The organism is Pseudomonas sp. B22(2017) (genome assembly GCF_002113105.1).
Classification (GTDB): domain Bacteria; phylum Pseudomonadota; class Gammaproteobacteria; order Pseudomonadales; family Pseudomonadaceae; genus Aquipseudomonas; species Aquipseudomonas asiatica.
Window position 1 is genome coordinate 18,106 of the sequence record NZ_NEJN01000007.1, and the last position, 20,142, is coordinate 38,247.

Sequence of the window (20,142 nt, forward strand, 5' to 3'; positions counted from 1 at the left end):
GTAAGCAAATTCTTGCAGCATGGCCGGGATCAGCACAGCAGCGGCATGGTCTATTAGACTTACCCGTGGTACCCACGAATCAAGCGGCGAAAGGAGACGCTATGATTTTCCCCGACCTGCGCGGCCTGCCCCTGCACCGCGTGCTGGTACGCACCGTCAAGGAATTCCTCGACGACGAGATGTCGACCTACGCTTCCGCATTGGCCTACCAGATGCTGTTCTCGTTGTTCCCGTTCCTGCTGTTCCTGATCGCCCTGATCGGTTTCCTGCACCTGCCGGACTTCTTCTCCTGGCTGCGCCTGCAATCGGAACTGGTGCTGCCACCCCAGGCGCTGGAGCAGGTCAACCCGGTGATCGACCAGTTGCAGCAGTCCAAGGGCGGGCTGCTGTCAGTAGGTATCGTAATTGCCTTGTGGACCGCATCGGCTGGTGTGCGCCTGATGATGAGCGCGATGAACGCCGCCTACGATGTGCCCGAGGGCCGCCCGGTGTGGAAGCGCATTCCGTTGTCGATCATCTATACCGTGGGCATTGCCGGCATGTTGCTGGTGGCAGCGGCGCTGATGGTGCTGGGCCCGCAGGTGATGGAGTGGATTGCCGCCCAGGTAGGCATGCAGGAGGTGATCGTCACGGTGTGGACCATCCTGCGCTGGCCGGCGATCATCATCCTGATGATGGTGGCGGTGGCGCTGATCTACTACGTGATGCCCGATGTGAAGCAGCAGTTCCGCTTCATCACCCCGGGTTCGGTGCTGGCGGTGGTGGTGTGGATCTTGGCGTCGCTGGGCTTTGCCTACTACGTGAAGACCTTTGCCGACTACAACGCGATGTACGGCAGTATCGGTGCAATCATCGTGCTATTGCTGTATTTCTATATCTCCGCTGCCGTTTTGCTGCTGGGCGCGGAGATGAACGCAGTGATCGAGCACATGTCGAGCGAGGGCAAGAACCCTGGCGAAAAGGACGTCGATGAGCACAAACCCCGCGAAACCATTACCGTGCTGGGCCATGAGCACCCCGTTCCGAGCGAGCACCAATCTTCAGAGCCGAACCCCAGATGATCCGTGACATTCTCAAGATGGGCGACGAACGCCTGCTGCGCATCGCCCCGCCAGTGCCCGAGCACATGCTCGGCAGCGCCGAACTGCAGCAACTGATCGACGACATGTTCGAAACCATGCGCCATGTGGGCGGTGTGGGCCTGGCCGCGCCACAGATCGGTATCGACCTGCAGCTGGTGATCTTCGGCTTCGAGCGCAGCGAGCGTTACCCGGATGCCGAACCGGTGCCGCAGACTATCCTGCTCAACCCTGTCATCACGCCCACATCCAGCGAGATCGAGGACGGTTGGGAAGGCTGCCTGTCGGTGCCCGGCCTGCGCGGTGTGGTACCGCGTTTCAAGCACATCTGCTATGAAGGTATCGACCCCCAAGGCAACCCGATCAACCGTTTTGCCGACGGCTTCCATGCGCGGGTGGTGCAGCATGAATGCGACCACCTGATCGGCCGGCTTTACCCGTCACGCATCCAGGACTTTTCCCGGTTCGGCTACACCGAGGTGCTGTTCCCCGGGCTCGACGCCAGCGACGACTGACCTCGTTGCAGTGCCACCAGGCGTTTGCTGCGCTGGTAGCGCTGCAGGCGGCCAGCCAGGGTTTCCGGCAGTTGCAGAGCCATGTCGAAGCCCAGGCGCTGGTAGAAGGGCGCAAGGTCCGGGTGGCAGAACAGCCAGGTGGGCCCGCCAGCCTGCGCCAGCGCCGCCTCGACCAACCGCCCGGCCACGCCCTGGCTGCGCCGCTGCGGGTCGACGAACAACCCGGTCAGCCACAAGCCATCGCCCACCGGGCTCAGGCTCAAGCCTGCGATGATGCCGGGGCCCCGCGCCACCCACAGCTCAGCATCGCCCGCAGCACGCATGCGTGAGCCGTGCTGGCGGTAAAAGTGGTCCAGCAGCCGGCGTTCCGGGGCCGAAAGTTTCGAACAGTACAAATTTTCAGAAATTGCGCGCCCTGCCCTGAAAGGTGGCCAGAGGCTCTGGCCCGATGTTTTGCGGTGAATTTGTCGCAGATTGTTGCATATCTGGCAAGGGTGAATGTCCGAGTTCGGGGTTCAACTATTCCAGGCCGGGAGTAGACTTTTAGCCATCCCCACTGGCAGTACGAAGCGGGATCGGTACTTCGTGCCATCTTCACCGCAGATGGCAACTTCTCCGCGCCGGGCACGGCAATAGAAGTCAATCGATCAGCTTGAATGCTCAAAAGGCAAACTCACATGAAACCATTACTGATTCTTGCATTGGTCGGTATGTCCTCGTTCGCCCTCGCCGATGAGGCCAGACCGGTCTCCAGCGAGCCCGTCGCCCAGCAGTACGACTACTCCATGAACCTGGACATCAAGCGGGTGATCAACCTGTCGACCATCCCCAACGTCTGCGAAGTGGTACCTGCGACCATGACCTACGAAGACCACCAGGGCCAGGTACACACCATCCAGTACCGGGCCATGGGTGAGGGGTGCCAGCAGGGTTGATCGGGCTCTTGCCTGGTGTTGATGGCCCTTTCGCCGGCTTGCTGGTGACGGGGCCATCAACCGTCTTGCAGTTCGAGCAACAGAAAAATCCTGAATGAATATCGAGGAAAAAGTGCTATCTTAATTTGATAGCATTTTTCGATGAACACTCGATACCGCAAAGTCCTCGACGCAATTTTCCGAACGCCGACCACGGCGTCGTTGGCTTTCTCCGAGATCGAGGCATTGGTACTCCATCTGGGCGGTGAGGTGCTGGAGCGGCAAGGCTCCAGGGTCAAGCTGGTGCTGGGTGGCCAATGCTGGAGATGCCATCGGCCTCATCCAGGCAAGGAAGCCAAGCGGTATCAGATTGAAGAAGCCCGTGAATTCCTCTCGCGGGCAGGAGTCAGGATATGAGTTGCATGCGCTACAAAGGCTACGCCGCCCGTATCGAGTACGACGCGCGTGACGATATCTTCGTCGGCCGTGTGCTTGGTATGCGTGACATCATCAGTTTTCACGCAAGCTCGGTGCCCGAGCTGCATGAGGCGTTTCGCGATGCGCTGGAAGATTACCTGGCCGATTGTGCAGAGCAGGGCATTGCGCCGGAAAAGCCTGCCTCGGGCAAAGTAATGCTGCGTATCCGGCCCGAAGTTCATGCTGCCGCGAGTGTTGCTGCCCGTGCCGCCGGCAAAAGCCTCAACCAGTGGGCCGACGAGGTCTTCGAACAAGCCGCAATGGCCTGAACAAGCCTGCTTTCGTTGTTTCTCGCGGGTATTCTCCAATTACCCATGCAGAATAGTTTCCGTTGCCTGTCGATTCCTCCGGTTCCCGTTCGACCAATAGGTGAGAGCACGTTGCACCCCCGTGCCCAATCACCCATGACCTGTCGGAGGAACCCCCGATGAGCACCGCAGCCGAAACCGAGATCCGCCAATTGATCGAGCGCTGGATGCAGGCCGTGCGCGATCGCGACATCCCCAACATCATCGCTCCCTATGCCGACGACATCGTCGCCTTCGATGCCATCCAGGCCCTGCAGTTCAAGGGCAAGGCAACCTACCAGGCGCACTGGGAAATGTGCATGGGCATGTGCCCCGGCCCCATGGTTTTCGAATACGCCGAACTCACCGTGCATGCCGCTGGCGACCTGGCCCTGGCCCACTGGCTTAACCGCTGTGGCCCCGCGGACAACGAAAGCCAGTGCGGCTTCATGCGTGCCACCGTGGGCTATCGTCGTCAAGGTGGCCAGTGGCAGGTAATCCACGAGCACTGGTCGGCGCCGTTCGACATGCAAACCCAGAAGGCCCTGTTCGATCTCAAACCCTGAACCGTTATCGCCAATCGCACTTTGCCAATGCCCTGGAGGCGACCATGAAATACCTGTGCCTGGTCTATTGTGACGAGGGGCTGCTGCACAGCCTGCCCGACAGCCCGGAAGACGCCGAATGCATGGCGTATGCCGAATCCATCCAAGGCTCCGGGCGAATGCTGGCGGCCGAGGCGCTGAAGCCGGTGCAGACCGCCACCACAGTGCGCATGCGCAACGGGCACATGAGCCTGACCGACGGCCCGTTCGCCGAGACCAAGGAGCAGTTGGCGGGCTTCTACCTGGTGGAAGCCCGCGACCTGAACGAGGCGCTGAACATCGCCAAGGGCATCCCCGCCGCGCGGGTCGGCAGTGTCGAGGTGCGGCCGGTGCGCGAACTGCAACCCTGACAGCAATGGAGACCTACCAGCATGAGCCTTGCACACCCCGCGCAAGTGCAGCACGAGCTGTCCATCAGTCGCCTGATCGACGCACCGCCGTCCAAGGTGTTCCGCGCCTGGACCGACCCTCACTGGCTGATGCAATGGTGGGGGCCGCACGGCATGACCACCCCGGAATGTGAGATGCAGTTGTGGATCGGTGGCCTGTTCCGCACCGTGATGCGGGCGCCGGATGGCAGCGATTACCCGAACCAGGGCGTATTCCTGGAGATTGCTGCGCCGCGACGGCTGGTGTTCACCGATGCCTTCGGCCCAGGCTGGGTGCCTTCGGACAAGGCGTTCATGACTGCCGTGATCAGTTTTGACGAGGAGCAAGGCAAAACCCGCTACACCGCCCGCGCCTGGCACTGGAATGCCGCCGACTGCCGCGCCCATGAGGAAATGGGCTTCCACCAGGGCTGGGGAGAAAGCCTGGACCGCCTGGTGGAGGTAGTGACCCAGCGGATGCCCGACTGATGACGGCACTGGCGCAGGTGCGCGCCGAGGTCGAGGCGGTCTACCGAAACGAGTCACGGCGCATCCTGGCGACGCTGATCCGCCTGTTGGGTGATTTCGACCTGGCCGAGGAGGCCATGCACGATGCCTTCTTCATCGCCGTCGAACGCTGGCAGCGCGACGGTATTCCCGATAACCCGCGGGCGTGGCTGGTGTCCACCGGCCGCTTCAAGGCCATCGATGCGCTGCGCCGGCGCGCCCGGTTCGACCGTTCCCAGGCGGACCTGAGCATGCTGCTCGACGGCCAGGCGCAGGACCCCAGCGAGGAAGAACTGCTGGCCGACGACCGCTTGCGGCTGATCTTCACCTGCTGCCACCCGGCCTTGTCCGCCGATGCCCAGGTGCCGCTGACCCTGCGTGAAGTCTGCGACCTGACCACCGAGCAGATCGCCCGTGCTTTCCTGCAGAGCCCGGCCACCATCGCACAGCGTATCGTGCGCGCCAAGGCCAAGATCCGCGATGCCGGCATCCCTTACCAGGTGCCGGAGCTGAACGAACTGCCCGAGCGCCTGGAGAGTGTGCTGCGGGTGATCTACCTGGTGTTCAACGAGGGCTATTCGGCGTCGTCGGGCGAGGCGCTGTTGCAGCAGGAGCTGAGCGATGAAGCCATTCGCCTGGCGCGCCTGTTGGTGCAGTTGCTGCCCGACCCGGAGGCGGTCGGCCTGCTGGCCTTGATGTTGCTGCAGGCATCCCGGCAGCGGGCGCGTACCGATGGCCGGGGTAACCTGGTATTGCTCGAGCAGCAGGACCGTAGCCTGTGGGACCGGCAACGCATCGCCGAAGGTTGCGAACTGGTGCGCCAGGCCCTGCAAAGCCGGGCGTTCGGTGCCTATACCGTGCAGGCGGCGATTGCCGCGGTGCATGCCGAAGCGGCGACAGCCGAAGCGACCGACTGGGCGGAGATCGTCGGGCTGTATGACGTGCTGCAGCGGCATTGGCCGTCAGCTGTGGTTGAACTGAACAGGGCCGTGGCGCTGGCGAAGCGGGATGGGCCTGAGGTTGGCCTGCGGGAGGTCGAAGGGATTCTGGCGCGGGGAGAGTTGCTGGACTATCACCTGGCGCATGCGACGCGGGGTGAGCTGCATTACCAGCTGGGGCATATGGAAGAGGCCCGGGCGGCCTGGCGGCAGGCGCTGGCGCTGACCCGGCAGGAGCCGGAGCGCAGGCATATCGAGCGGCGGTTGCAGGCTATCGAATGATGTTGGCTGGACTGGCCTCTTCGCGGGCACGCCCGCTCCCACAGGTTTTCCACTGGGTTGAAGGCTATGCAATCCCTGTGGGAGCGGGCGTGCCCGCGAAGAGGCCGGTACTGCCTACATCAATTTTCAGCTAGCCACAAAATTCGGCGGCGACACCAGCTCGACGGTCTGCTGCTTGCGCGGTGCCAGGATCTCGGCCTCGCCCTGAACCACCAGCTCATCGTTCTGGTTGTAGACATTGGTGGCGATACGTACCTTGAACTTGGGCAGCTTCTCCAGGATTTCCAGGCGCACGGTCAGGGTATCGCCAATTTTCACCGGCTTCTGGAAGCTCATCTGCTGGCCCAGGTAGATGGTGCCAGGGCCAGGCAGGGTGCAGGCCACGGCAGCACTGATCAGCGCGCCGCTGAACATGCCGTGGGCAATGCGCTCGCGGAACATGCTCTTGGCAGCGAACTCGGCGTCCAGGTGTACCGGGTTGTGGTCACCGGACATCGCGGCGAACAACTGGATGTCGCGTTCTTCGACGGACTTCTTGTACTCGGCCTTCTGGCCGACTTCGAGGGCTTCGTAAGGCGTGTTGGTGACCTGGGACATCGGGGCTTCCTTAAGCGGTAGGCGAGGGCGGCTATCATTCACTGCGCACAGGGCGGCCAAGAGCCAGCGCCTGTTCAAGCCAGACGAGAATATCGGCGGTGACCTCGTTACGGTTGGTTTCGTTGAGTACTTCGTGCCGCGCCTCAGGATAGACGCGCAGCTGTACATGTCGATTGCCGGTCGCGCGCAGGGCGTCGGCCAGATGGGTGAGACGCTTGCCGGCACTGACCGGATCACATTCACCACCGATCACCAGCAGCGGCAGGTTCGGATCGATCTGCGCGAGGTTACTCGGCTGGCTGATCTGCGCCAAGCCTTGCAGCAGGTCAAGCCACAATTGGTTGCTGCAGCGAAAGCCGCAGAGCGGGTCGTTGACATACAGGTCGACCTGCGCCGGGTCGCGGCTGAGCCAGTCGAACGCCGTGCGGTTGGGCTTGAAGGCCTTGTTGAACGAGCCGAACGACAACCATTCTATGAGCGCGCTCTTTCCCAGCGGCCCTTGGCGCCAGGCCTCCAGCCGGGCAATCAGGCGCGCCACACGGTAGAGCGCTGCCGGCTGGTAGTTGGAGCCACTGAGGATCGCCCCGTGCAGGCTGCCACTGTGGTGCAGCAGGTAGGCCTGGGCGATGTAGCTGCCCATGCTGTGGCCGAACAGGAACAGCGGCGTGCACGGGAATTGCTGACCAATGTGCTGGGCCAGCAGCCCGATGTCGTTGACCACGGCATTCCAGCCATGATGGCGGGCGAACAGGCCGAGGCTGCCCAGTTCGGCCGTGCGTCCATGGCCGCGCTGGTCGGGGGCGAACAGGGCGAAACCGGCCTCGCTCAAGGCATGGCCCAGGTGCTGGTAGCGCCCGGCGTGCTCGGCCATGCCGTGGGCCAGCAGCACCACGGCTTTTACCGGTGTGGCCGGCAACCATTGGTGCACATACAGGCTGCAGTGCTCGCTGGCGGGTAGCCAGAAGGCGTCGTGAGGCATGGCGGGTCCTTGTGCGCACAGGTACCCGAACAGTGTATGCACAACCGACCGGATTGCAGGAAGGGCACAAATAAGATTCACAATGTTAATGGCGGCACTTGGCGTATATGCCACCTTGGGCTTACCTGCTAACGTCGGATCAACGCCTTTTCGCTTTCGGGCGGGCAGGTGAAAGGATTACAGGACTCACAGCAGGTCCAGGCAGAGGAACAATAATAAATGCAAGCCGACTTCTGGAATGACAAGCGCCCGGCGGGCGTGCCTTCCACCATCGACATCAATGCCTACACCTCGGTCGTCGAGGTGTTCGAGCGCTCCTGCAAACGCTTCGCCGACCGCCCGGCCTTCAGCAATTTGGGCGTGACCCTGACCTACGCGGACCTGGAACGCCATTCGGCGGCCTTCGCCGCCTGGCTGCAGCAGCACACCGACCTCAAGCCGGGCGACCGCATCGCGGTGCAGATGCCCAATGTGCTGCAATACCCCATCGCTGTGTTCGGTGCTCTGCGCGCTGGCCTGATCGTGGTCAACACCAACCCGCTGTACACCGAGCGCGAGATGCGCCATCAGTTCAAGGACAGCGGCGCGCGTGCGCTGGTGTACCTGAACATGTTCGGCAAGCGCGTACAGGAGGTGTTGCCCGATACCGGCATCGAGTACCTGATCGAGGCGAGGATGGGCGACCTGCTGCCCACCGCCAAGGGCTGGCTGGTCAACACCGTGGTCGACAAGGTCAAGAAGATGGTGCCGGCCTACCAGCTGCCCCAGGCGGTGTCGTTCAAGCAGGTGCTGCGCCAGGGCCGCGAGCTGCCTCACAAGCCGGTGCCGCTCAGCCTGGACGACACTGCCGTGCTGCAATACACCGGTGGCACCACCGGCCTGGCCAAGGGCGCCATGCTCACCCACGGCAACCTGGTGGCCAACATGCTGCAGGTGCTGGCCTGCTTCTCGCAGCACGGGCCGGACGGGCAGAAGCTGATCAAGGACGGCCAGGAAGTGATGATCGCGCCGCTGCCGCTGTACCACATCTATGCCTTTACCGCGAACTGCATGTGCATGATGGTCACCGGCAACCACAACGTGCTGATCACCAACCCGCGGGATATTTCCGGCTTCATCAAGGAGCTGGGCAAATGGCGTTTCTCCGCCTTGCTGGGCCTGAACACGCTGTTCGTCGCACTGATGGACCACCCGGGCTTCCGCCAGCTCGACTTTTCGGCGCTGAAGGTCACCAACTCCGGCGGCACCGCACTGGTCAAGGCCACCGCCGAGCGCTGGGAGGCGCTTACCGGTTGCCGCATCGTCGAAGGCTACGGCCTGACCGAAACCTCGCCGGTGGCCAGCACCAACCCCTATGGCCAGCTGGCGCGTCTGGGAACGGTGGGCATCCCGGTGGCGGGCACCGCCTTCAAGGTGATCGACGATGACGGCAACGAGCTGCCGCTGGGCGAGCGGGGCGAGCTGTGCATCAAGGGCCCGCAGGTGATGAAAGGCTACTGGCAGCAGCCCGATGCCACGGCCCAGGCCCTGGATGCGGAGGGCTGGTTCAAGACCGGCGACATCGCGGTGATCGACCCGGACGGCTTCACCCGCATCGTCGACCGCAAGAAGGACATGATCATCGTCTCGGGTTTCAACGTGTACCCCAACGAGATCGAGGATGTGGTGATGGGCCATCCCAAGGTCGCCAACTGCGCGGCCATCGGCGTACCGGACGAGCGCTCCGGCGAGGCGGTGAAGCTGTTCGTTGTGCCGCGCGAGGGCGGGCTGAGCGTGGATGAGCTGAAGGCCTACTGCAAGGCCAACTTCACCGGCTACAAGGTGCCCAAGCACATCGTGCTGCGCGAGTCGTTGCCGATGACGCCGGTGGGCAAGATCCTGCGGCGGGAGCTGCGCGACATAGCTTGATACCGGGGTTGGCTTCTTCGCGGGCTTGCCCGCTCCCACAGGTACTGCACAGCATTCGAGAACTGTGAGGTCCCTGTGGGAGCGGGCAAGCCCGCGAATGCCGTGAAACCGCTCTAACAGGCTATTTATAGCCCGATGTGCGACATTTTGGATAATTACTCTAAAAATGACCTGTATTGTTCATTGAGTCATTTTTGTGACCGTGAGGCCTGTTTTGGCCTCTAGGCGACCCCAGGCAAAGCTGTTACTCTCGGCCCGCTTTCAGATGATCCGGTTTGCAACGAGCCGTCATCCCATATCAATAATAAGCGCATCGACGCGTGAATCGAACTTCGCTGTTGCTGAAGGAGTGGGCTTCCATGATCGAAAATTTTTGGAAGGATAAGTACCCAGCCGGGATTACGGCGGAAATCAATCCTGACGAATTCCCCAATATCCAGGCGGTACTCAAGCAATCCTGCCAACGCTTTGCCGACAAACCGGCCTTTAGCAACCTGGGCAAGACTATCACTTATGGCGAGCTGTATGCGCTGTCGGGAGCGTTTGCCGCCTGGTTGCAGCAGCATACCGACCTCAAGCCGGGTGACCGCATTGCCGTGCAGCTGCCCAACGTACTGCAATACCCGGTGGCGGTATTCGGTGCCATGCGTGCCGGGCTGATCGTGGTCAACACCAACCCGCTGTACACCGCACGGGAAATGGAACACCAGTTCAACGACTCCGGCGCCAAGGCTTTGGTGTGCCTGGCCAACATGGCCCACCTGGCCGAGAAGGTGGTGCCCAAGACCCAGGTCAGGCACGTCATCGTCACCGAAGTGGCCGACCTGCTGCCGCCGCTCAAGCGCCTGCTGATCAACAGCGTGATCAAGTACGTGAAGAAGATGGTGCCGGCCTACAACCTGCCGCGTGCCGTACGCTTCAACGACGCTCTGGCCCAGGGCAAGGGCCAGCCGGTGACCGAGGCCAACCCGCAGGCTAACGACGTGGCGGTGCTGCAGTACACCGGTGGCACCACCGGCGTGGCCAAGGGCGCGATGCTTACGCACCGCAACCTTGTGGCCAACATGCTGCAGTGCCGGGCGCTGATGGGCTCCAACCTGCACGAAGGCTGCGAAATCCTCATCACCCCGCTGCCGCTGTACCACATCTACGCCTTTACCTTCCATTGCATGGCAATGATGCTGATCGGCAACCACAACGTGCTGATCAGCAACCCGCGTGACCTGCCAGCCATGGTCAAGGAACTGGGCAAGTGGAAGTTCAGCGGCTTCGTCGGCCTCAACACGCTGTTCGTTGCCTTGTGCAACAACGAGGCGTTCCGTGCCCTGGACTTCTCGGCGCTGAAGATCACCCTCTCCGGTGGCATGGCCCTGCAACTGAGCGTGGCCGAGCGCTGGAAGGCCGTGACCGGCTGCGCCATCTGCGAAGGCTATGGCATGACCGAGACCAGCCCGGTGGCTGCGGTGAACCCGGCGGAGGCCAACCAGGTCGGCACCATCGGTATTCCGGTGCCGTCCACCCTGTGCAAGGTCATCGACGACAACGGCAACGAGCTGCCGCTGGGCGAGGTGGGCGAGTTGTGCGTCAAGGGCCCGCAGGTGATGAAGGGCTACTGGCAGCGTGAGGAGGCCACTGCCGAGATTCTCGACAGCGATGGCTGGCTGAAGACCGGCGACATCGCCGTGATCCAGCCAGATGGTTACATGCGCATCGTCGACCGCAAGAAGGACATGATCCTGGTCTCGGGCTTCAACGTTTACCCCAACGAGCTGGAAGATGTGCTGGCGGCCCTGCCGGGCGTGCTGCAGTGCGCGGCCATCGGCGTGCCGGACGAGAAGTCCGGTGAAGTGATCAAGGTGTTCATCGTGGTCAAGCCGGGCATGACCCTGACCAAGGAACAGGTGATGGAGCACATGCGCGCCAACGTCACCGGCTACAAGGTCCCGCGCCAGATCGAGTTCCGCGACGCGCTGCCGACCACCAACGTTGGCAAGATCCTGCGCCGCGAACTGCGCGATGAAGAGCTGAAGAAACAGGGCTTGAAGAAGATCGCCTGATCAGAGCCCTGCACGCTCAGTGTGGGAGCGGCCTTGTGTCGCGAAAGGGCCGCGAAGCGGCCCCAGGGTCTCAGCTGTGATGCTGAAATTGCTGGGGCCGCTTTGCGGCCCTTTCGCGACACAAGGCCGCTCCCACAGAGACCGCGTAATCAGCGCAGTTTCTCCAGCATCTGGTAGTACCACATCCCCGCCGCCAGCAGCGGATTGCCCAGCAAATCCCCCATCGGCACCCGCACATGCTTGCACTGGGCGAAGGTGTCGAACTTCTCCAGCGTCCCGGTCAACGCCTCGGCCATGATCTCGCCCATGATGTGGCTGGTGGCAATGCCGTGCCCCGAATAACCCTGGCAATACCAAACGTTGTCCGACAGCTTGCCCAGCTGCGGGATGCGGTTGACCACGATGCCCATGGCGCAGCTCCACTGGAACTCGATCGGCACGCCTTTCAACGCCGGGAAGGTGCGCTCGATGCACGGGCGCAGTTCGCCTTCGATATCCCGTGAATCACGGCCGGAATAGTTGGCGCCACCGCCGAACAGCAGGCGCTTGTCGGCGGTCAGGCGGTAGTAATCGAGCACGAAGCGGCAGTCGTATACCGCCAGGTCCTGCGGGTTGATCTGTTCGGCCAGCTCCCCCAGCGGTGCGGTGGTGACGATGCCGCCCATGGCCGGGAAGATCTTGCCCTTGAGCTGGCGCTTTTCCAGTTTGTGGTACACATCGCCGGCCAGCATCACCTGGCGCGCCTCGACCCGCCCGTGGGCGGTGACTACCGCCGGGCGCGGGCCGTGGACGATGTCCAGCACTTCGGAGTTTTCGAAAATCAGCGCCCCCAGGCCATGGGCAGCACGGGCCTCGCCCAGGCACAGGTTGAGCGGGTGCAGGTGCAGGTTGCGCAGGTTTTTCAGCGCGCCCAGGTACAGCGGGCTTTGCAGGTGCTCGGCCACGCCATCGCGGTCCAGCAGTTGTACCTGCTCGCCCATGCCGCGCCGCCGGGCCTCGGCTTCGAATGCGCGCAGCTCGTCCATGTGCGAGGGCTTCATGGCCGCGTGCAGGTGGCCGCGCTTGAGGTCGCAGTCGATGTTGTAGCGTGCCACGCGCTGCTCGATCACCTGGTGCCCGCGCCAGCGCAAGTGCCAGATGAAGTCATCGACCTCGGTACCGAGGCGGTTGCGCATCTGCGAGCGCATGGCTTCGTCGCCCGACAGGCTGCCGGTGACCTGGCCGCCGTTGCGCCCGCTGGCACCCCAGCCGATGCGGTTGGTTTCGACGATGGCCACCTTCAGGCCACGCTCGGCCAGCTCCACCGCCGTGGCCACGCCGGTGAAGCCGCCGCCGATGATCGCCACATCCACCTGTACCGTGCCCTTGAGCTGCGGGTACTCGGTGTGGTCGTTGAGGGTGGCGCTGTAGTAGGACGGCGCGCGTTGCGCCGGCCCTTTGTTCAATGCTGCATTCATGGGTGTTCCTTGTTATCCGGGGATCAGGCCTGGTGCAGATACCAGCGCCAGTCCTGCTCACTGACTTCGGCCATGAACTGGCGGTACTCGGCGCGCTTGACCTTCAGGTATACGCCAAGGAAGTCCTCGCCCAGTGCTTCGCGAGCCCAGCTCGAATGCTGCAGCGCGTCGAGGGCAGTCAGCCAGTCGGTGGGCAGGTGTTCGGTGGCCTGGGCATAGCCATTGCCTTCCACCGGTGCCCCCGGGTCCAGCTGTTGGCGAATGCCCCAGTGGCTGGCGGCAAGGATCGCCGCAGCGGCCAGGTAGGGGTTGGCATCGGCGCCGCAGATGCGGTGCTCCACGTGCCGGCTGTTGGCCGGACCGCCCGGTATGCGCAGGCTCACGGTGCGGTTGTCGACGCCCCAGGTTGGCGCCAGCGGGGCATAGCTGTTGGCCTGGAAGCGGCGGAACGAGTTGGCGTTGGGGCAGAACAGCAGCAGCGAGTCGCGCAGGTGTCGCAACATGCCTGCCACGGCCTGGCGCAGCAGCGGGGTACCGGCCTTGTCCTCACTGGCGAACAGGTTGTTGCCGGCGCTGTCGGCCAGGCTCAGGTGCATGTGCATGCCGGTGCCGGCCAGTTGCGCGAACGGCTTGGCCATGAAGCAGGCCTGCATGCCATGGGCGTGGGCAATGCCTTTGACCAGGCGCTTGTAGCGCACGGCCTGATCCATCGCCTGCAGTGCGTCGCCGTGCTCGAGGGTGATCTCCACCTGGCCGGGGGCGTATTCCGAAATCGCCGTGCGTGCCGGGATGCCCTGGGCCTTGCAGGCGGCGTAAAGGTCGGCAAGGAACGGCTCGATCTGCTCCAGTTCGCGCAGGCCATACACCTGGGTGGTGCGTGGGCGGCCGCCGTCATTGTCCAGTGCCGGTTGCGGGCGGCCCTGGGCATCAGGTTGCTGGTCCAGCAGGTAGAACTCCAGCTCGCAGGCCATCACCGGGTGGTAGCCGTCGGCCTTCAACGCCTCGATGGTACGCAGCAGCACATGGCGCGGGTCGGCGATGCTGGCCGGCAGGCCCTCGTTCGGGTGCATGCTCACCTGCACCGCGGCGGTCGGCACCCGGCGCCAGGGCAGGCGCACCAGGCTGCCTTCAAGCGGGTAGGCGCGGCAGTCGATATCGCCCACGTCCCACACCAGGCCGGAGTTTTCCACGTCGTCGCCGTTCAGGGTCAGGCCGAGAATGGTGCTGGGCAGCGGCCGGCCGGTCTGGTACACGGCCAGCAGTTCGTCGCGGTGCAGCAGCTTGCCGCGCGGCACGCCATTGGCGTCGAGGATGAACAGTTCGAACAGTTCGATATCGGGGTTGTCGGCCAGAAAACGGCTGGCCTGCTCTACAGGTGCAAAGTGCATGATGGATTCGCTCACGGGCGCACGGGCCACCGCGCATGCTGGCGGCCCGGCTGAGTCAAACGGCCGGAAGACGGCCGGGTCTGGTCACAACGGCGTGAGCGAGAAATCCGGTGGGCGTGCGTGACGGCAGTGCCACAGGGCCCAGAAGGCGAGGATGATGTGGACCAGCGGATTCTCACCGGCACGGCGCCGGGCCTTCGCTTGCGAAGGGCGGGACGACGGTGGGGCGATGGGCTGGACGGGAGTCATGCCTTTGATACTCACATGCGGCGTAAGGTTGATTAAAGCAGTGAATGGCAACCTTTACATCGCACCTGGCTAAACATTTGTGCCGTTGCACCTGGCCTCTTCGCGGGTAAACCCGCTCCTACAGGAGTGCATCAAGGCTGGGTGTTGTGCGGTCCCTGTAGGAGCGGGTTTACCCGCGAAGAGGCCGTCACAGGCAGCAGAGAACCGGCAAATCTGCGACAATCGCGCATCCTTCGAATGCCGATCATGAAAAAGCAGGCCCACCTGCATCACTAAAAAGCCCCATGACTGACCACGCCATCGACAAACTGCTGCAAAACCTCGACCACGCCATGATCGCCGACCGCCATCGCCTGCGCCGGCAATTGCACGAACTGCGCAAGCGCCCCGACGAGGCGAAGCTGGCGCAGTGGGTGGAAAAGGTCCAGGCGTCCTGCGCCCAGGTCACCGCGCGCCAGCAGAGCGTGCCGACCGTGCGCTACGACGACAGCCTGCCAATCGCTGCCAAGCGTGACGAAATCAAGAAGGCCCTGGCCGAGCACCAGGTGCTGGTGATCGCCGGCGAAACCGGCTCGGGCAAGACCACCCAGTTGCCGAAGATCTGTCTCGAACTGGGCCGTGGCAGCCATGGCCTGATCGCCCACACCCAGCCTCGCCGGATCGCCGCCCGCAGCGTTGCCGCGCGGGTCGCCGAAGAGCTGGGCACGCCGCTGGGCGGGCTGGTCGGCTACCAGGTGCGCTTCGAGGACCAGAGCGACGCCAACACCCTGGTCAAGCTGATGACCGACGGCATTCTGCTGGCCGAAACCCAGCACGACCGTTTCCTCGAGCGCTACGACACGATCATCGTCGACGAGGCCCACGAGCGCAGCCTGAACATCGACTTCCTGCTCGGCTACCTGAAGACCCTGCTGCACCGCCGCCCGGACCTGAAGCTGATCATCACCTCGGCGACCATCGACCTGGAGCGCTTCTCCAAACACTTCGACGGCGCGCCGATCATCGAGGTGTCCGGGCGTACCTTCCCGGTGGAAACCTGGTACCGCCCGCTGACCAGCGAGCAGGACGAGGAGGGCAACCAGATCGAGGACGACCTCACCGTCGACCAGGCCATCCTCGCCACGCTGGATGAGTTGGCGCACCACGAGCGGAGTGAGGGCAAGGGCCCCGGCGATGTGCTGATCTTCCTGCCGGGCGAGCGCGAGATCCGTGATGCCGCCGAGATCTTGCGCAAGGCGCAACTGCGCCACACCGAGATCCTGCCGTTGTACGCGCGCCTGTCGCCGGCCGAGCAGCAGCGCATCTTCCAGCCACACACCGGGCGCCGTGTGGTGCTGGCCACCAACGTTGCGGAAACCTCGCTGACCGTGCCGGGCATCCGCTACGTGATCGACACCGGTACCGCGCGCATCAGCCGCTACAGCTACCGCGCCAAGGTGCAGCGCCTGCCCATCGAGGCTGTGTCGCAGGCCAGTGCCAACCAGCGCAAGGGTCGCTGTGGCCGGGTCGAGCCGGGTATCTGCGTGCGCCTGTACAGCGAAGAGGATTTCAACAGCCGGCCGGCGTTCACCGACCCGGAGATCCTGCGCACCAACCTGGCGGCAGTGATCCTGCAGATGCTGCACCTGCGCCTGGGCGCAATCGACGCCTTCCCGTTCATCGAGCCGCCGGATGGCAAGGCCATCAGCGATGGTTTCAACCTGCTGCAGGAGCTGTCGGCGGTCAACCGCGAAAACCAGCTGACGCCGATCGGTCGCCAACTGGCGCGCCTGCCGATCGACCCGCGGCTGGGCCGCATGCTGCTCGAAGGCGCCCGCCTGGGCAGCCTGCAGGAAGTGCTGATCGTCACCAGTGCGCTGTCGGTGCAAGACCCGCGCGAACGCCCGCCAGAGCGCCAGCAGGCCGCCGATCAGGCGCACGCACAATGGAAGGACGTGGATTCCGACTTCGCCGCGTTGGTCAACCTGTGGCGTGGCTTCGAGGAACAGCGCCAGGCGCTGACCGCCAACCCGCTGCGCAACTGGTGCCGCAAAAACTTCCTGAACTACCTGCGCCTGCGCGAATGGCGCGATGCCCATCGCCAGCTGGCGCTGATCTGCCGTGACCTGCAGTTGACGGTAAACAAGGACCCGTCCGACTACCCGAAAATGCACAAGGCCATTCTCAGTGGCCTGCTCAGCCAGATCGGCCAGAAGACCGAAGAGGGCGACTACCAGGGCGCCCGTCAGCGGCGCTTCTGGGTGCACCCGTCGTCGGGCCTGGGGCGCAAGCGCCCGCAGTGGGTGATGGCGGCCGAACTGGTCGAAACCACCAAGCTGTACGCACGCATGGTGGCCAGGATCGAGCCGGACTGGATCGAGCCGTTGGCCGGCCACCTGGTCAAGAAGAACCACTTCGAACCGCATTGGGAGAAGAAGCGCGGGCAGGTGGTGGCCTACGAGCAGATCACTCTGTACGGCCTGATCCTGGTCGGCCGTCGGCCGGTGCATTTCGGCCCGATCGACCCGGTCACATCGCGCGAGCTGTTCATCCGCGAAGGCCTGGTGGGTGGCGAAATCCAGTCGCGGGCCAAGTGCCTGGCGGCCAACAAGCGCCTGCTGGAGGAGCTCGACGAGCTGGAGGCCAAGGCCCGCCGCCGTGACATCCTGGCCGACGAAGAGACGCTGTATGCCTTCTACGAAGCGCGTCTGCCGGCGGAAATCCACCAGACGGCGACCTTCGACAGCTGGTACCGCATGGGCAGCCAGAAGGACGCCAACCTGCTGATCATGCGCGAGGAAGACGTGCTGGCCCGCGAGGCCAGCGAAGTCACCGCCGCGCAGTACCCCGACAGCTTGCAGGTGGGCGAGCTGCGCCTGCCGCTGAGTTACCACTTCGAGCCCGGGCACCCCCGCGATGGCGTGACCGTGCGGGTACCAGCGCCGCTGCTGCCGAGCTTGCCGGGCGAGCGCCTGGAATGGCTTGTGCCCGGCCTGCTGGAAGCCAAGTGCGTGGCGCTGGTGCGCAACCTGCCCAAGGCGCTGCGCAAGAACTTTGTGCCGGTGCCGGACTTCGTCAAGGCCTCTCTGGCGCGCATGACCTTCGGCCAGGGCGCATTGCCGCAGGCCCTGGGCCAGGAACTGCTGCGCATGACCGGCGCCCGTGTGCCCGACGAGGCATGGGACGAGTCGGTCAACCTGGTCGAAGGCCACCTGCGCATGAACATCGAGGTTGTCGATGGCCAGGGCAAGTTTCTGGGTGAAGGCCGCGACCTGGCCGAGCTGACCGCACGCTTTGCTGCAGCCAGCCAGGCAGCGTTGGCCGTGCCGCGTGACGCCAAGAGCGAGCAGCCGGTGCAGGCCAAGGCTTTCAGCGAGGTTAAGCAGACCGCGCAGCAGAAAATTGCCGGCCTGTCGATGACCGTGTACCCGGCACTGGTGGAAGAGGGCGGCACCGTGCGCGAAGGGCGTTTCTCGACCCAGGCCGAGGCCGAGTTCCAGCACCGCCGCGCTTTGCAGCGCCTGTTGCTGCAGCAGTTGGCCGAGCCGGCCAAGTACCTGCGCGGCAAGCTGCCGGGGCTGACCGAGCTGGGCCTGCTGTACCGTGAAATGGGCCGGGTCGAGGCGCTGGTCGAGGACATTCTGCTGGCCAGCCTGGACAGCTGCATCCTTGAAGGCGAACAGCCGCTGCCACGCGATGGTGCGGCCCTGGCTGGCCTGGCCGAGCGCAAGCGCGGCAGCTGGGCCGAGCATGCCGAGCGCCTGGCACGGCAGACCCTGGAAGTGCTGAAGCTGTGGCATGGGCTGCAGAAGCGCTTCAAGGGCAAGATCGACCTGAGCCAGGCAGTGGCGCTTAACGACATCAAGCAACAGCTCGGCAACCTGGTGTACCCAGGCTTCGTGCGTGAAACCCCCGGGGCCTGGTTCAAGGAGCTGCCGCGTTACCTCAAGGCGGTGGAGCTGCGCCTGGAGAAGCTGGGTTCGCAGGTGCAGAAGGACCGGGTGTGGAGCGGTGAGCTGGCCAACCTGTGGGCGCAGTACAAGGCACGCGCCGACAAGCATGCCCAGGAAGGCAAGCGTGATGAGCAACTGACGGTGTACCGCTGGTGGCTGGAGGAATATCGGGTTTCGCTGTTTGCCCAGCAGTTGGGGACCAAGGTGCCGATTTCCGACAAGCGATTGAGCAAGCAATGGAGCCAGGTGGAAGGCTAAACTTCCACAGTTGTGGCAATATTGATGCAATTTGGGGCCGCTTTGCGGCCCTTCGCGGGCGCAGCCCTCGCCTTTAAATTGGCACTAAAGTGCCATTAACCTGTCATGTTTCCCAGCCAGCGCCCCGTGGCGATGGCCTTTGACCAGAGGAACGACCGTGCATAACGTCGTGATCAGCGGCACCGGCCTGTACACCCCGGCCCAGAGCATTTCCAACGAAGAACTGGTGGCGTCCTTCAACACCTGGTCGCAGCAGTTCAACCAGGACAACGCCGCCGCCATCGAGCGCGGTGAAGTCGAGGCGGCGCCGCTGTCCGATGCCGCGTTCATCGAAAAGGCCTCGGGCATCAAGAGCCGCTTCGTCATGGACAAGGCCGGCATTCTCGACCCGCAGCGCATGAAGCCGCGCCTGCCCGAGCGCTCCAACGACGAACCGTCGGTGCTCTGCGAAATGGCGGTGGCCGCTGCCCGCCAGGCCCTGGAGCGCGCCGGTCGCACGGCGGCCGATGTCGACGGGGTGATCGTCGCCTGCTCCAACCTGCAGCGCCCGTACCCGGCCATCGCCATCGAAGTGCAGCAGGCGCTGGGCATCCAGGGCTTTGCCTTCGACATGAACGTGGCCTGCTCGTCGGCCACTTTCGGCATCCAGACCGCCGCCAACAGCGTGGCCCTGGGCCAGGCGCGCGCGGTGCTGATGGTCAACCCGGAGGTGTGCACCGGCCACCTGAACTTCCGTGACCGCGACAGCCACTTCATCTTTGGTGATGCTGCCACTGCGGTGTTGCTCGAGCGTGCTGACAAGGCCACCTCGGCGCACCAGTTCGACATCGTCAGCAGCAAGCTGTGGACCGAGTTCTCCAACAACATCCGTAACAACTTCGGCTTCCTCAACCGCGCGGCGGAAGAGGGCGAGGGCGCGGCGGACAAGCTGTTCATCCAGGAAGGCCGCAAGGTGTTCCGCGAGGTGTGCCCGAAGGTGGCCGAGCTGATCGGTGAGCACCTGCAGGAAAACGGGCTGCAACCAAGCGATGTGAAACGCTTCTGGCTGCACCAGGCCAATCTCAGCATGAACCACCTGATCGTCAAGAAGCTGCTGGGGCGTGAAGTGGCCGAAGAGGATGCACCGGTGATTCTCGATCGCTATGCCAACACCAGTTCGGCGGGGTCGGTGATTGCCTTCCACCTGTACCAGGACGACTTGGCCAAGGGCTCGCTGGGCGTGTTGAGCTCGTTTGGTGCGGGGTATTCGATTGGTAGCGTGATCCTGCGCAAGCGCTGATTGCTTCGAAATATCGGGGCCGCTTTGCGGCCCATTCGCAGCACAAGGCTGCTCCTACAGGAGAAC

Annotated in this window: 18 protein-coding genes; 13 read left to right on the forward strand and 5 right to left on the reverse strand. The window is 63.7% G+C overall.

Annotation, left to right across the window (positions count from 1 at the left end):
• The first annotated feature begins 101 nt into the window (after positions 1–101).
• Both CAG18_RS15760 and def read left to right on the forward strand, forming a co-directional pair.
• Positions 102–1,061 carry a YihY/virulence factor BrkB family protein gene (locus CAG18_RS15760; RefSeq protein ID WP_013973725.1) on the forward strand — a complete coding sequence of 320 codons (960 nt, stop codon included), beginning with the start codon at positions 102–104 and terminating at the stop codon, positions 1,059–1,061.
• Positions 1,058–1,594, forward strand: a complete 537-nt coding sequence (gene def / locus CAG18_RS15765; protein ID WP_013973724.1) for a peptide deformylase — start codon at positions 1,058–1,060, stop codon at positions 1,592–1,594. The genes CAG18_RS15760 and def overlap by 4 nt, the downstream gene beginning before the upstream one ends.
• Here the strand turns inward: def and CAG18_RS15770 are convergent.
• Positions 1,549–1,917, reverse strand: coding sequence for a GNAT family N-acetyltransferase (locus CAG18_RS15770; RefSeq protein ID WP_015271317.1), 369 nt, complete (start codon positions 1,915–1,917; stop codon positions 1,549–1,551). The two genes, def and CAG18_RS15770, sit on opposite strands and share 46 nt — an antisense overlap.
• A gap of 354 nt (positions 1,918–2,271) precedes the next feature.
• On the opposite strand from CAG18_RS15770, the gene CAG18_RS15775 reads away from it, so the two are divergent.
• From CAG18_RS15775 to CAG18_RS15805, 7 genes are all read left to right on the forward strand, one after another.
• Positions 2,272–2,529, forward strand: a complete 258-nt coding sequence (locus CAG18_RS15775; protein WP_004375752.1) for a DUF2790 domain-containing protein — start codon at positions 2,272–2,274, stop codon at positions 2,527–2,529.
• A gap of 141 nt (positions 2,530–2,670) precedes the next feature.
• The gene (locus CAG18_RS15780; RefSeq protein ID WP_085721171.1) at positions 2,671–2,925 is read left to right on the forward strand and encodes a type II toxin-antitoxin system HicA family toxin; all 255 of its coding nucleotides are present in this window, start codon (positions 2,671–2,673) and stop codon (positions 2,923–2,925) included.
• Positions 2,922–3,254, forward strand: a complete 333-nt coding sequence (locus CAG18_RS15785) for a type II toxin-antitoxin system HicB family antitoxin (RefSeq protein ID WP_015271315.1) — start codon at positions 2,922–2,924, stop codon at positions 3,252–3,254. The genes CAG18_RS15780 and CAG18_RS15785 overlap by 4 nt, the downstream gene beginning before the upstream one ends.
• 158 nt (positions 3,255–3,412) lie before the next feature.
• On the forward strand, positions 3,413–3,838 hold the full coding sequence (locus tag CAG18_RS15790; RefSeq protein WP_013973722.1) for a nuclear transport factor 2 family protein: 426 nt from the start codon (positions 3,413–3,415) through the stop codon (positions 3,836–3,838).
• Positions 3,839–3,882: 44 nt separating this feature from the next.
• Positions 3,883–4,227, forward strand: a complete 345-nt coding sequence (locus tag CAG18_RS15795) for a YciI family protein (RefSeq protein ID WP_013973721.1) — start codon at positions 3,883–3,885, stop codon at positions 4,225–4,227.
• Between the two features lie 21 nt (positions 4,228–4,248).
• On the forward strand, positions 4,249–4,734 hold the full coding sequence (locus CAG18_RS15800) for an SRPBCC family protein (RefSeq protein ID WP_085721172.1): 486 nt from the start codon (positions 4,249–4,251) through the stop codon (positions 4,732–4,734).
• Positions 4,734–5,972: an RNA polymerase sigma factor gene (locus tag CAG18_RS15805; protein WP_039612577.1), complete on the forward strand. Its 1,239-nt coding sequence runs from the start codon at positions 4,734–4,736 to the stop codon at positions 5,970–5,972. The genes CAG18_RS15800 and CAG18_RS15805 overlap by 1 nt, the downstream gene beginning before the upstream one ends.
• Before the next feature lie 126 nt (positions 5,973–6,098).
• Here CAG18_RS15805 and CAG18_RS15810 read toward each other — a convergent pair whose 3' ends face one another.
• Both CAG18_RS15810 and CAG18_RS15815 read right to left on the reverse strand, forming a co-directional pair.
• On the reverse strand, positions 6,099–6,569 hold the full coding sequence (locus CAG18_RS15810; RefSeq protein ID WP_012273633.1) for a MaoC family dehydratase: 471 nt from the start codon (positions 6,567–6,569) through the stop codon (positions 6,099–6,101).
• Positions 6,570–6,603: 34 nt separating this feature from the next.
• Positions 6,604–7,548 carry an alpha/beta hydrolase gene (locus CAG18_RS15815; RefSeq protein WP_054573789.1) on the reverse strand — a complete coding sequence of 315 codons (945 nt, stop codon included), beginning with the start codon at positions 7,546–7,548 and terminating at the stop codon, positions 6,604–6,606.
• Positions 7,549–7,767: 219 nt separating this feature from the next.
• Here CAG18_RS15815 and fadD2 point away from each other — a divergent pair, with 219 nt between their 5' ends.
• Complete coding sequence (gene fadD2, locus CAG18_RS15820; protein WP_085721173.1) at positions 7,768–9,456, forward strand: long-chain-fatty-acid--CoA ligase FadD2; 1,689 nt, start codon at positions 7,768–7,770, stop codon at positions 9,454–9,456.
• A 359-nt stretch (positions 9,457–9,815) separates the two neighbouring features.
• Positions 9,816–11,513, forward strand: a complete 1,698-nt coding sequence (fadD1, locus tag CAG18_RS15825; protein WP_023663600.1) for a long-chain-fatty-acid--CoA ligase FadD1 — start codon at positions 9,816–9,818, stop codon at positions 11,511–11,513.
• A 149-nt stretch (positions 11,514–11,662) separates the two neighbouring features.
• Here fadD1 and CAG18_RS15830 read toward each other — a convergent pair whose 3' ends face one another.
• Both CAG18_RS15830 and CAG18_RS15835 read right to left on the reverse strand, forming a co-directional pair.
• A complete protein-coding gene (locus CAG18_RS15830) occupies positions 11,663–12,970 on the reverse strand; it encodes an FAD-binding oxidoreductase (protein ID WP_015271308.1) in 1,308 nt (435 codons plus the stop codon).
• Between the two features lie 23 nt (positions 12,971–12,993).
• Positions 12,994–14,358, reverse strand: a complete 1,365-nt coding sequence (locus CAG18_RS15835) for a glutamine synthetase family protein (RefSeq protein ID WP_024087557.1) — start codon at positions 14,356–14,358, stop codon at positions 12,994–12,996.
• Positions 14,359–14,891: 533 nt separating this feature from the next.
• Here CAG18_RS15835 and hrpA point away from each other — a divergent pair.
• Positions 14,892–18,797 carry an ATP-dependent RNA helicase HrpA gene (gene hrpA / locus CAG18_RS15840; protein WP_047933722.1) on the forward strand — a complete coding sequence of 1,302 codons (3,906 nt, stop codon included), beginning with the start codon at positions 14,892–14,894 and terminating at the stop codon, positions 18,795–18,797.
• A 157-nt stretch (positions 18,798–18,954) separates the two neighbouring features.
• Entirely contained in the window at positions 18,955–20,076 is a 1,122-nt protein-coding gene (locus CAG18_RS15845) for a beta-ketoacyl-ACP synthase III (RefSeq protein WP_015271305.1), read from the forward strand.
• Positions 20,077–20,142 lie beyond the last annotated feature (66 nt).